This is a genomic window from Paenibacillus sp. J22R67 (assembly GCF_059692175.1).
This window is the reverse complement of record NZ_JCAUAX010000005.1, coordinates 33,853-46,174: the sequence shown is the minus strand read 5'-3', so window position 1 is coordinate 46,174 and position 12,322 is coordinate 33,853. Positions and strand designations below refer to the sequence as shown.

Genomic DNA, 12,322 nt, shown 5'->3' with positions numbered 1-12,322 from the left:
ATTGGCCCGAAATTATACTGGCTGTTCGGTAACAAGAAAGTGCAACTGTATCTAACAACATCCCCCCTGCTCTAACTTGCGTATGAATCAGTTGAACGAAACACTCCGAGTTAAGCGTTCTACTACTAGGAGAGTAAAACAAGGGAAAAGGCAGCTTATTAGCGTCCCTCTCCCTCTTCTTTATTGACGTGAATAACGAGTACTCTGTGTTCGATCTTCGTATGGCCCCCAAGAAAGGAAATGGCCCCATCGCCATTCATCATAAAGCTGACGAAATATTCCATATACTTGAAGGCGAAGCACGTTTCCATGTTGATGGAAAAGAATTCAATGCAGTCACAGGCGATGTCCTTGTCGTTCACAGCAACGGGCTGTAGGTCATAATTATTTATATGTTAAAGGGGGGCAGTACTATTATAGGCTTGATTCATTAAAGCTATAGGATTTCATTCTTGTTACATTTTTTAAGCTAACGTTCGCCTTTAGTTCAATGCCACTTCCATTGCGCCTAATCGCCTTATGTTAATACCATGCTGAGCTATAGTTTTCTGTTAGTTTGTGAATCTTTCGTAACGTATGATTTTGCGATACATCCGCTTATCGGAAAGGGCATTAAAAATGTATTTATCCGGCCGCGTATTGACCTCTATGATCCAAGGCTTCATCTCTTTATCAATGCCTATATCCACCCCATATGACCTAAAATTCGGGAAAATTCCACTCATATGTTTACTGATCTTAACGCCTAGCGCCTTAAGCGATTCAACATAGGAAACCTGCTCCTTTTTAGATATAAAAGGGGAAAGTAGCCAACCCACCGGCATTGGCCTCCCACCGCTATGGTAGTTCGTCACGACCTTATTAGGCAAGGCTAATCGTCCTACGATGCCGGTAACCTCCCACTTACGCTGGCGGTTTCTCTGCACCATAATACGCAGATCAAACGGACGTCCCTGATATTGGAGTAAGGGGATGCCCTTCTGCACCAAGTAGGTTTTCTTCCTTTTTGCTTTCTGGAAAGCGACGTACGTTCCCTTAAAGGTTGAGAATGAACGGGACTGTGTGCCGTTCTCCAACCGATAACCGGAATCAGTGCGAGACAACTTAAAAATGCCATAGCCTCCGGTGCCGTTACTCGGTTTAAGATAGACGACATGATATTTTTCTACCATCCCCTCCACTTTTGCATCGGTTGCAAGGATTGTTGGTGGTAGATTAAACGCTAGTTCCTCATTCGTTAATAACGCCTTGTATTTGCCTAACTTGTTATTCCAGTAAACCATACCTTCACCCCAATTTGTAGATAACCGTTCTACCAATCCGGTACAACCCGATAAACGTTTTTCTTCCCTGCATTTTGCAAAATGCGGGTTGGTACATTTGACATTTTCAACACGTCCGTTGTTCCTTTTGCATTTTTCGTTACTTTTAACATCAAGATTGATCCTCGCAGTCTAGCGGTATGCCGGGGAAGTTCCGTGGATACGAAATTTCCCAGAGAAGACGCCGCTACCCGATTTCTAATGACTCCGTCGATGTCCTTCACCTTAAACATTCTTATCGGATGCAGTACATGGGGATGCGCTCCCAGCACTACATTAACACCTTGTTTAAACAGCAGCTGCATGAGTCTGATTTGGTTGCGGTTGGGATATGTTCGAAATTCTTTCCCGAAATGTAGGCAAGCGATGATAAAATCTGTTCTACTCTTCAAACTTCGTACGTCCGCTATTATTTTTTGATGGTTTATCCGGTTGACTAACCATGGTTCTGGCACTGAGATCCCATTCATGCCTTTCGTATAAGCCAATATTCCGATGTTTATTCCCTTTACATTAAAAATTAGTTTCTGGTGGGCTTCCTGTGCAGAGCGATACGTTCCCGTATGTCGCAGGCCATGTCGATCGAGGACATCTAATGTTCGTATCAAACCGGACTGTTTCCCGTCCATACAATGGTTATTGGCTGTGCCTACCACATCAAAGCCCAAGTTCCGGAGCGTAGCAGCGAATTCATCAGGGGTATTGAACAATAGCTTTCCAGGCTCTTCGCGAAAATCGTTGCCGGAGAATGTCGTCTCCAGATTGCCTATGGTTAAGTCAGCTTTCTGCAGATAAGGTTTTACTTTGGAAAAAATAGGGTCAAATCCGCCTTCCCGTGCGGCTGAGGAGATCATCTTCTTTTTCATCAACAAATCCCCGACTGCAGCGATTGTGATTGTCGTCAATCCACCCACTCCTTCCATGATTACACCTTATGCGTTAGAAAAGCGAAATGCTTGAAAGTTGGGCGCCTTTATGTAGGTAAATTTGTGTCACTGGAAAATAAAAAGGAGCTGTCTGGTGTCAGCTCCTTGAATTGAAATTCTCAGTATCGACTCATGCCTTTTTCAAGAATTACTCAAGGATCCTTATAGCCAAAGTACAAGCTAATTTTTCATATCCCAGTGATTTAGCAATTGCTACTGACGAACTATTGGACATTAATGTTTGATAATGCATCGTGAAACCATCTTCTAACCCTTTCCTAGTTAAAGCACTTACAACTGCTTTGGCGTGTCCTTTACCTCGATAATCTGGGTGACTTAAAATACCTACGCTAAGAAAACCAGATTCCTCTACTCTCCAAGAACCTGCTGCTACAATTCTTTTTTCAGATATCCTTGCTAATATTGGTTGTCTATTGAATTCTATGGAGCTATGCTCCCACTCTGTTTCAGTGCAAGATTTACGTAAATCATTCAGTAGAGATAGTTGATTTGTAGTTACAAGTTCTACAACTTCAAGGGAAGATGCTTCAAGAAATGAAGCCCTGTCAATGTATCCCTGAAATGCAGGACCAATAACCTTATATTTATCAATATCAATTGACTTTATAAGAAAATTCGCATCAAAGGTTTCCATTGGATGTCTGCCACTGAAGGCCCTTTTTATAGATGAGGTATATTTAGTGGGAGACGATATAATGGTTGTCGTTCCATTGAAGAAGCAATAAATTCCATTATATCCTTCCAAAGTCTTGGAGTGTTCACGAACTATGACGTTCGGAATGGTCATTGATGAAATATTACAATCAAATCGCTCTGCCCAATCCTTATAAACCTTAAATCTGGTTTCTTCATCCAACTAACATACCCCCATTCTTCCATAATGTGTTTTGGCTCTTCCATGCTGCCCATTAGTTGAGCAAAGGCTGCCGAAAATGCCGGCAGCCTCATGTTAGTTGTGTATGTAACTAACGTTCGCCGTTAGTTTAACTCTCTTTTAACTTCCTTTAGCCATTAATGCATTCAATAAAATGTCGGTTTATAAAGTTGTATTTTCATCAAGACTATTAGTCAAGATAATGTAGATAATGAAGGAGACCGGCATTGTCAAAATAAAGATTAATCTAATACCAAATGAGGAAATTCCAAAGAATTCCGCAATACCTCCGCAGACTCCTTGCAACGATTTGTCACTTGAGGACCTTTTCAATTTATTCTTAATCAAAGTAGCCCCCTCCTAATTTATCTTTTATTAGCCAATCCATTATACCATATATTGGAAACCTTCTGTCTTTTGCTTAAAGAAAAATGGAGCAGTTACCGATGGAAAACTGCTCCTTGGTTTGTTCAACTATCGTTTTCCGTTAGTTTAATACAATATCCGATGCTTTATGGGACCTCAGAGGAGTTTTAAAAAGGCTTATTTTAAACTTGCAAAAAAATCCGCCCCTTTTATATAACTTCATCAAAAGCTCGTCAAGGTCGAACACGGGTGACATCGAGGTGCATCCGTAGCAGGGGTCCGCCGTTTGAGTTAGCGACGCCGATGACGACGAACCCTACAGATTCATAAAACGCCTTCGCGTGTTTGGTGGACACCTCTATACGCAAACCGTGGCGTGCAATGTCAGCGATCAGCGTACTGGCAACGCCTTGTCTCCTATAGTCAGGATCAGTGAACAGATCCTCGAGTTCGAGGAAGTCGTCGACCGGACACGCCGATGCGAAGCCGACGACCCGCCCGTCAACAACAGCAACATTCGCGAACGGCAGCATCGCGACGTCCCACACGAGCCATTCGGGATGAGCGGCGACTAGCTGGTGGTCGGCTTTGTTTGTCAGCGAAGCTCGGCGATAGACGTCACGTATCGTGTCAACGTCGCCCGTGACCGCGCTCCGAATGACGAGGTCAGACGATATGAATCGTGAGGTCGGCAACCCATCGTCAAACTGATGAATCCACTCTCCTTCTCGCTTGAGGTTTTCAATCCTGTCTCGGATCAACTCGGCGATTTGACTCTCACCCTCTCCATCAACTAATGCTTTCTCTAATGCTTTTATCTCGATTGAAATGATAAATCGCTTAAGCTCAGCCACATTCATAGTGAACGCTCCTCGTCCGACGGTTAAACCGTCACAGTATACTGGATATATACTATCAATGAACAAGTCTTAGTCTATCGAGTTGTCGATCTCGGATCGCTCATTAAAAAAGAACCGCCAGCCCAGTCGAATCGTTTATTACCGATCAAAGCGTATTCCCTAAGGAATGATCGCTATCTTCCACCATGCAATCCTGCCCGATAGCACAAAAGCTGCACACAGCAGCATTTTTAGGTTTGTTCAACTATCGTACCTGTTAGTTGAATCAACTTGTGGTTATACATTTCTGATTTCCGAAGAAGAGCAGAAAGTCCTCGAGGTTTTCTTTTATGTATTTCGCTGTGTGACCACCATTATTGGAGCGATAAGTAACTCTATATTGCCGATTATGAAGTATTTCATAAAGCTCATGGTTAGCGTTTAGAAAGGAATCATCACTCCCACAATTCAAGTAAATTTCCAAAGAAGTTAAATCTATACTCTGAGCTAACAATAAGGGGTCTCTACTGTGCCTAACTTCATCATTAGGATACATCCAATTATATACTTGCTTGTTGGTTTCATATTTCTGAATACCAGTTCCCATTCCGGATTTTGAAGCTAAAACGAAGATTCATATTTTACACTCAGGGGTTGGGCATTAGTGCAGAATCAGGTAAAGGAAAATCATACGATTTCCGGATACTTTGTATTTTTCTTAATCGGCGTTTCCCAAGCTGCCGCCAACATTTTTAATTTTCAAAGTATTGTCCTTGGGGATGCCGGTCAAGATGCTTGGATATCGATTATCCTAATGGGTTTGAGCCTGCATCTAATCATTTGGATGGTTTATAAGATGCTCGGTAATCCAGCTAAAGACGTAATTGACTTACATCGATCGATTTTCGGCAAATTCATTGGCAATACCGTTTCTCTGTTATTAGTCGGATACTATTTCATAATGGCTCTATTTTACTTCCGAGCTTACATTGAACTTATTCAAGTGTGGGTATTTCCAAGCTTTAAAACATGGGCAATGGCAGGTTTCTTAATTTGCGTGATATATTATGTTGTATCCGGCGGGTTCAGGGTTGTTGCTGGGTTTAGCTTTTTTTACTTAGCACTGATCCCTTTACTCTTTTTGCTTTACTTCCCGATTCGACAAGGTAATCTGCATAATTTATTGCCTGTACTCAATCATTCTTCTCTTGATTTGCTTAAAGGTTCTAAATCTTCCAGTTTCATTTTCTTCGGACTTGAAGCTTTGCTTATTTACTTTCCTTTCTTAAAATCACCCCAAAAAAACGTGAAATGGGCGCATTTCGCCTTGCTATTCACTACATTTAAATATACGGCAATAATTATTGTAACCCTAATGTATTTTAGTCAGGGACTGCTGAAACATACGCTATGGCCAACTTTGGCGATGTCGAAAATCATTGAGTTATCCTTCATTGCAAGGTTCGAATATCTTTATATTTTTATGTGGCTTATGGTTATCATTCCCACGATTTGTATCTCTATTTGGTGCTGTACAAGAATTATGAAAAGAGTTGCTACGCTTAAACCTCGAGTATCTTTACCTATTATTCTGGCTGCCCTTTTCTTAGCCGCGCTTATGTTTAACGAACGAACGAAGATCGATGCATTAGAAAAAATTATATTTGAGTTAGGATTTTATTTCATCTTTTCGTATATCCCGTTACTTTTTATAATTTCTAGAGTTTCATTAAAGTTTAAATCCAACGTTGTCAAATAATTGAGAAACTGATTTAGCCCATTTTCAAAGTTAACGAACGGAAAGAAAAAGAGTCTTTGATAGACTCTTTTTCAATAAGGATTATGTTAAACTTTGTCCTAATTATTAAAACTTTCGGGCTAATTCACGAGAATTGCCTTTCGAGCTAACTGATGAGATTATTGACAGTAAGCCCGCAGGAATCAATAGTGCCGCAAGTCCTCCTGTGTCTGACCCATTATGAATCCTAATCACAATAAACAAAACGATTGTAATAGCCGAAGCAAAAAATCCGAAATATGAAGCACCTCTTTGCTCGGGATGGTTGTAACAATAATTTTCATTTCACCATACCCCTCTGGTATGTACGTCCAATTACCTTTTGGAGAAGGAATAGTTTCTATTTTGAAATAAGGGGAAGCTGCTTGCAGCACATTCACTGAAGTAAACAAGAATAGACAAATAAAAAAGAGAATCTTTCTTAGCATGTTAATCCCTCCTGAAGGTAACATGCCCAATTTATTCGGATTGTAGCTAATCTGCCCGTTAGCGTGGAAAAGGCAGCCGCTTGATGTGACTGCCTTCCTGCTGTTTTTATTAAGCTATAGTTCCCGTTAAATCATTCCTCTAGTAGCTAATAATTTTTTAAGTAATTCAGTTAAGCCATTAGGATATAGAATTCTTTGCCCGAGTTCAAAATCAGCAACTGGTATCCATGTCGCATAGGTGATTTTTTCACCTTCATTGACCTCAAATCGTTCTTGCTCATATAGATTTGGATCATTTAATTCTACTAGGTATATTTGAGTTATTTCATGCCCAATATCCTCATCGATCTTATATATGTTTTCTATACATTTGACATGACTTTTTATTGTTATTTGAACACCTAGTTCCTCTTGGAATTCTCTTACAAGTGTCTCTTGAGAGTGTTCCCCAAGTTCGATTGTTCCACCTATTGGTCTATAGTAAAAACCTGTACCCTTTGAATGTTTGCCTGATTGCTCCTCAACAAGAACTTGTTTATTTCGAGTAACGATTCCTAAAACATTGGCACGTGGATACAAGTATCTTCCTCCTCAAACCAGAATTGCTTTTATTCAATACTACCACAATTTGGATGAAATTCACTCCGCTAGTCTGCCCGTACTTCAATAATAAAGGGAGCAGCTGCCGGCCCCGCGGCAAACTGCTCCCTTACTTTTATTGTTTCTGATTTTCGAAGATAACAAATCCTATAACGACACTAATCATTCCAATTATTAATACTTTTAACCATGATATTTTTGCAATAGTAACATCAGAACCAATATGTTCGAACTCGAATATTGACCACCATTCATCAGATTTGTGAAGGAATAACGAGAAGGCAAACCAAAAAATGAACACTACTATTATTGCGAATACGAATATGTATAATGCCACCTTTTTCAATACCCCACCTCCTGCATTTATACCTATATGTTTGAACGCTAATATATATACTTGCTTCTGATAATACCCGTTTTTTAAATCATTGAAAAAGGCAGCTGAGCACAATCAGCTGCCTTAATATCGTGATTAAACTATAGTACTTCCATTAGTTAAACGATTTAGTTATTGAATAGGTTGAAATGCAACGTTCCAAATACCATCTTCGTCTTTAATCATTTGGAAACCAGACTTAGCTTCTGCATCTTTTCTTGATTGATATTCAATAAATCCTTCAAAATCGCTTGTTTGTATGAACTTGCCTATTTCAATATTTTTAAATGGTTTAAGAATCTCTTCTTTTGTCCCTCTGTCTGAAACCGGAAAATTTTCAAACTCTTCTTTTGTCCATAGAACATGCCCTTTTCTATCCGTGTACAGAGCATAAGTGACATCTCTGTTATTATCCAATGAGGCTTTAACGTATATCTTAGCTATACTTATTGGTTCTAACCCTTTTAAATGCTGTTCATTTAAATCTTTTTGAAAATTATTATACACCTCTTGTTCTTTGGATGATAACTTAAAATCAGATGATGAGGTTGGAGGAGTAGTCGGAAGTTGTATTGGGTCAGCAATCTTGCTTTCCTTGTTTAAGCAACCTGTAAGTGCGACAAGTATTACCGCCAATGTTAAAATAATTTTCAACTTCATTTTCATTAATTAAAACCTCCTTTCCATTTCCGTAATTCACGCACCGATATAGCTGTTTTGAAAGCCACATTATTACGTCTTTATATATTCGTAATTGTCTTTCTTCAACAGACGGTATCACTGAGATTATACTCATCCCCTTCCTTTTATAAGGAGACGAAATGTACATGGTTTAAGTTGTAAATTACTTTAATCTGCCCCTTAGTTGGAGAAAACGGCAGCCATCATGCCGGCTGCCGTTTCATCTTGTTCCTTAAGCTAAAGTTGACCACTAGCTCAACACTACGGTTCATTGGCTGTCATTGAATCTCCCCATAACAATTGTATTATAGTATTCACCCAAGCCAATAAAATCAGTAACCGTAGTATACCATTGAACTAATCCCCATTACTTCAACGACAACGGCAGCCCGAGCTATTTTGAAAGTCCTTGACTGCCGCTGTTTTTTAACTATTTGGAATTGTATTGAGTTTTATCCCAGATCAAAGAATCGTAGACTAGTGCTGAAATTGGAACCAAATCGGCGATTGGGAAATTCGATCCGGCAAATCCATTAGGAGGAGTGACTACCGGTGAATGCCTCAAATTCGTAAGTATCGTAATCGTCATATTATAAACCGGATCGATAATGGTTAACGTACCGGTCCACCCTTGGTGACCATAGGTGCTTCTGCTGGGACCCCAATTGTAATAGTAGTAAGCGGAGGAACTTTTGGAATGCACCCGCCATCCCAATCCGATGGTGGACAAATCGACTCGGTTTGGATCCGGATCATAAGGTGCGGTAAATTCATCAGCAACTTCTTTGGTGAAAAACTGTTTGCCGTTATAAATGCCGCCATTGAGCATAAGCTGCGTCAAGACGCCCATATCGCCTACGGTAGAGAATAATCCGGCATGGCCGGCTACGCCTCCCATAGAATACCAGGCCTTCTCATCATGCACTTCGCCTTGCAATGTATATTTTCTAATATTAACAGGCGAATTATCGTCCATGATTCCGAAATTGACATTTCCATCACGGGTATTTCCATTTAATTCAGTAGCCGCAATTTCTGATTTGGAGTAGCCTTTGGTGAGAGGATTATAAACGGTATGCTTTAATCCAAGCGGCTTATAAATATTCTTTTCGACATACTGATCTAAAGACATGCCTGTAATCTGTTCAACCAGCAAGCCTAAGATCATAAAATCCACGTCGCTGTAAGCAAACGTTGTTCTAGGTGTGTATTTTAAAGGGGTCTTGCTGATGATATCTATGATTCCAGCACGATCGGTGTAATCATCTTTTTGATACCATAGAGCGCCAGCCGAAGTTTTGTTAGGGTATTCCGGATCTGGAATAAGACCGCCATAGTGATGCAGTATATCGCGTATCGTAACTGTTTCCTTACCGGTACGCGGAGTTAAAGCAAGCCCACCGCTGCCACCGAGCGTCCATTTCCCCGTATAAACCGTATAGCTATCTTTATAATTTTCCCAGCCGGGGAAAGAACTGAGTGTTTGATCCAGGTTTAATTTGCCTTCAGAAACCAATTTCTGGATGGCGTAATTTGTTGCGTACATTTTCGTGTTGGAAGCCAAATCAAATAGCGTATCTACTTTAATCCTCTTCCACTTGGATTCTGGTAACAGCTTCGCCGGCTCGTATTGCCCATCCTCAAAGGCGGTATCATATTTTTTCAAATAACCGTATGAGGATTCCTTTACAATTTTTCCGTCTTTTACAACAATCATTGCTGCTCCCGGGAAACCAGCCTGGACTTGTTGATTGATAAAATCATCAATTTTGTCTAGTTTTTCAGAGGAAAAGCCAACCTCTTCCGGAGTATCCACACGGGTAATTTGATCGTAGGCTGCAAACTGTTTATTCAGCAAGTATTCGTTGCTTCCGACCGTTAGAGCGGCTACTTGGAACAGCCTCTCAATGTATCCCAACGACAAGTAGTATTTGTTGTCCTTGTAAAATCCATCTACGTCATGAAAAACGAGATCGTTATATGCATTTAACATGTTGCTCGTCACATTGGAGCCTATTCTATTGGCATTTATATTGATTTCAAAATAATCCCGACCAAGGGAAATGGTCAAGATGTTAGCAGTTCCTACTGCGGCACCGTCAAATTTATACGTGTTTTTCCCGTACTTATAAGTAAGGTTTAATATATTTTTTAAATCTTCAACGGCAACGTAGCCTTTATCATCCTTCTTAATGATTAATGCCGGATTTATGGTCATGGGCGCACTGTACACGCGCGCATCGCCGTCGATAAGCCATATCTCTGCCAGACCGTTTTTGGCTCTGACATATCTTTTATCGCGAGGGAAAACACTATCTTTCTTTACGGTGACACCTATGTAAGCACTTTCATCTAAATTTACAAAATTAAAAGTCATTTTAAGTCCATATTCGTCGTATGTTGTTTCCGTAACGGTACCTTTGACCTTACTGTTGAAAGCGGTTGCTTCGATTTCTTTCTCAATGTGTTTATCCTTATCCGTTTTAGGATAATGGACAATGAGCTGTGTGTTTGTTGCCGCATGAGTTGAGCCTAAAGGGAAGAACGTAATCAACAAAGACATGATCATAAGCAAGGAGATAAGCCTTTTCAAGTTCATGTGAATCCCTCCATAACATTTTTATTTTTCAAGTATATTATATAATGTTTAATTTTGTAAATATATTTTATTTTATTAATAAATTTTGAAATTTTATTTCACAAGTGCTCTTTCCGCTTGCTATAACAAACCCTTTTCGGCATTTACCTGTTATGCTGCGCGTTAAAGTAACGCATATTTTATTATAAAAGTTCGCCTTTGGAAGTATGAACTAAAGCACAAACTTCTTATTACATTGCTATCTTAAGCCCACAATCTTTGTAGCTTTCATTCCAACTGAACGTTTCCTAGCCCACAATGTCGCCAGGTTTATGAAAAATAAAAATTTCATCTTTCCTGTCTTCTGATATAGCAGTAAATCCTTCATTCGATAAGACTTGTCCCATTACGTCAGTAGTCAAAATATATTGTCAGTTCAATAAATCATATCCCATTCTTTCTAGCACTGTAGGGATATGCATAAATGGTTTTATAGACTTGAAGCTTGTATTCCTAAAAATTGCGATTAATCCTCTCTTACATTATTATCCTGGTTACTATTGATACTAAACTATTGTTCATCGTTAGCGTAAGCCAGAGCATGACTATTGCCGACTATCGCAGGATGAACTCCCCCTGCTCTTATAACATATGCCATAAAGTATTAGGCAAAGAAGTGTACAAATAGGCTGCCGATCCATTGTTTTCGGCAGCCTTCTCCTGATGTTTGTATAGCTATAGTTTTCCTTTTTCCGTGTACTGCATATTGCTCATGCCCTCGTAATCTATAACAACTGCCGTTCCAAATACAAGTTGCTAATGATCGGGAAGTGGTCGGATGCTTGCGTCTGAATAACGCGGGCATTCTCACGTTTGTCGAGCATTACTTCACTGGAAGCTAAAATATAATCAATTGTAGCGTGCGGATTAAACGAATCAAAGGTAAATGCGTTAGGTTGGTCTGCGAATTGATTCTGAAATTCCTTCATAAAGTTGGTCATTTCCGGAGCATAGGGTCTCGCGTTGAAGTCACCCACAAGAATTTTCGGTCCGCTTCGCCTCGCCATAATGTCTAAGATTTCATCCGCATGGATATTGCGCTGAACGGCATCCAGTCCCATATGAGTAGAATAAAAGCTTAGCTGAACCCCTTGAATGTCAATGGTCGTCTCAAGCAACCCACGCTGCTCCTGACCTAAGCTCGTCAGCAGATAGTTGTGATTCTGCACGATTGGGTACTTGCTCAAAACAGCTGTGCCATATTAGCTTCGAGGCTGCCCCGGTTGTGACGACGGATGGTCCAGATTAGCCCCGTACGCGAACTGCATCCCAAGCATATCGGACAATCTTTGAATCATATCTTCGTTGTTGCTGCGGCTGGAATAATAGCGGTCCACTTCCTGCAGTCCGACGATCTCAGCGCCGGACTGCTTAATGACATCAGCTATTCTTTCCAGACTGTAATTTTCAAACGGGTCGGCACCGTGACGAATGTTATACGACATTACTTTAA

11 protein-coding genes and 1 pseudogene are annotated in these 12,322 nt (G+C 40.3%); 2 read left to right on the top strand and 10 right to left on the bottom strand.

Annotated features, from left to right (window positions below):
* Positions 1-188 precede the first annotated feature (188 nt).
* Positions 189-377 carry a cupin domain-containing protein gene (locus AC58VC_RS20195; RefSeq protein WP_497370642.1) on the top strand — a complete coding sequence of 63 codons (189 nt, stop codon included), beginning with the start codon at positions 189-191 and terminating at the stop codon, positions 375-377.
* Between the two features lie 174 nt (positions 378-551).
* Here the strand turns inward: AC58VC_RS20195 and AC58VC_RS20190 are convergent, their stop codons facing one another.
* The 5 genes from AC58VC_RS20190 to AC58VC_RS20170 all read right to left on the bottom strand — a co-directional run bounded on the left by AC58VC_RS20190 (position 552) and on the right by AC58VC_RS20170 (position 4,369).
* Entirely contained in the window at positions 552-1,283 is a 732-nt protein-coding gene (locus AC58VC_RS20190) for a YheC/YheD family protein (protein ID WP_497370641.1), read from the bottom strand.
* Positions 1,284-1,312: 29 nt separating this feature from the next.
* On the bottom strand, positions 1,313-2,227 hold the full coding sequence (locus tag AC58VC_RS20185) for a CapA family protein (RefSeq protein WP_497370640.1): 915 nt from the start codon (positions 2,225-2,227) through the stop codon (positions 1,313-1,315).
* 169 nt (positions 2,228-2,396) lie between these two features.
* On the bottom strand, positions 2,397-3,125 hold the full coding sequence (locus tag AC58VC_RS20180) for a GNAT family N-acetyltransferase (RefSeq protein WP_497370639.1): 729 nt from the start codon (positions 3,123-3,125) through the stop codon (positions 2,397-2,399).
* A 180-nt stretch (positions 3,126-3,305) separates the two neighbouring features.
* Positions 3,306-3,476 carry a PspC domain-containing protein gene (locus AC58VC_RS20175; RefSeq protein ID WP_497371352.1) on the bottom strand — a complete coding sequence of 57 codons (171 nt, stop codon included), beginning with the start codon at positions 3,474-3,476 and terminating at the stop codon, positions 3,306-3,308.
* 266 nt (positions 3,477-3,742) lie between these two features.
* A complete protein-coding gene (locus AC58VC_RS20170; RefSeq protein ID WP_497370638.1) occupies positions 3,743-4,369 on the bottom strand; it encodes a GNAT family N-acetyltransferase in 627 nt (208 codons plus the stop codon).
* Positions 4,370-5,012: 643 nt separating this feature from the next.
* Between AC58VC_RS20170 and AC58VC_RS20165 the strand changes: the two genes are divergently transcribed.
* Positions 5,013-6,107, top strand: coding sequence for a GerAB/ArcD/ProY family transporter (locus AC58VC_RS20165; RefSeq protein WP_497370637.1), 1,095 nt, complete (start codon positions 5,013-5,015; stop codon positions 6,105-6,107).
* A 230-nt stretch (positions 6,108-6,337) separates the two neighbouring features.
* On the opposite strand, the gene AC58VC_RS20160 is transcribed toward AC58VC_RS20165, so the two are convergent.
* The 5 genes and pseudogenes from AC58VC_RS20160 to AC58VC_RS20140 form a co-directional block, all read right to left on the bottom strand.
* A complete protein-coding gene (locus AC58VC_RS20160) occupies positions 6,338-6,574 on the bottom strand; it encodes a hypothetical protein (protein ID WP_497370636.1) in 237 nt (78 codons plus the stop codon).
* Between the two features lie 126 nt (positions 6,575-6,700).
* Positions 6,701-7,153, bottom strand: coding sequence for an NUDIX hydrolase (locus AC58VC_RS20155; protein ID WP_497370635.1), 453 nt, complete (start codon positions 7,151-7,153; stop codon positions 6,701-6,703).
* A gap of 529 nt (positions 7,154-7,682) precedes the next feature.
* Positions 7,683-8,216 carry an RNA polymerase subunit sigma gene (locus AC58VC_RS20150; RefSeq protein ID WP_497370634.1) on the bottom strand — a complete coding sequence of 178 codons (534 nt, stop codon included), beginning with the start codon at positions 8,214-8,216 and terminating at the stop codon, positions 7,683-7,685.
* Positions 8,217-8,661: 445 nt separating this feature from the next.
* Positions 8,662-10,830, bottom strand: coding sequence for a penicillin binding protein PBP4B (gene pbp4b / locus AC58VC_RS20145; protein WP_497370633.1), 2,169 nt, complete (start codon positions 10,828-10,830; stop codon positions 8,662-8,664).
* A 764-nt stretch (positions 10,831-11,594) separates the two neighbouring features.
* Positions 11,595-12,314: pseudogene (locus AC58VC_RS20140) on the bottom strand (endonuclease/exonuclease/phosphatase family protein).
* Positions 12,315-12,322 lie beyond the last annotated feature (8 nt).

Coding starts and splice junctions, on each gene's coding strand:
- AC58VC_RS20190 (WP_497370641.1), bottom strand. CDS start 1,283: ATGGTTTACTGGAATAACAAGTTAGGCAAATACAAGGCGTTATTAACG.
- AC58VC_RS20170 (WP_497370638.1), bottom strand. CDS start 4,369: ATGAATGTGGCTGAGCTTAAGCGATTTATCATTTCAATCGAGATAAAA.
- AC58VC_RS20160 (WP_497370636.1), bottom strand. CDS start 6,574: ATGCTAAGAAAGATTCTCTTTTTTATTTGTCTATTCTTGTTTACTTCA.
- AC58VC_RS20150 (WP_497370634.1), bottom strand. CDS start 8,216: ATGAAAATGAAGTTGAAAATTATTTTAACATTGGCGGTAATACTTGTC.
- pbp4b (WP_497370633.1), bottom strand. CDS start 10,830: ATGAACTTGAAAAGGCTTATCTCCTTGCTTATGATCATGTCTTTGTTG.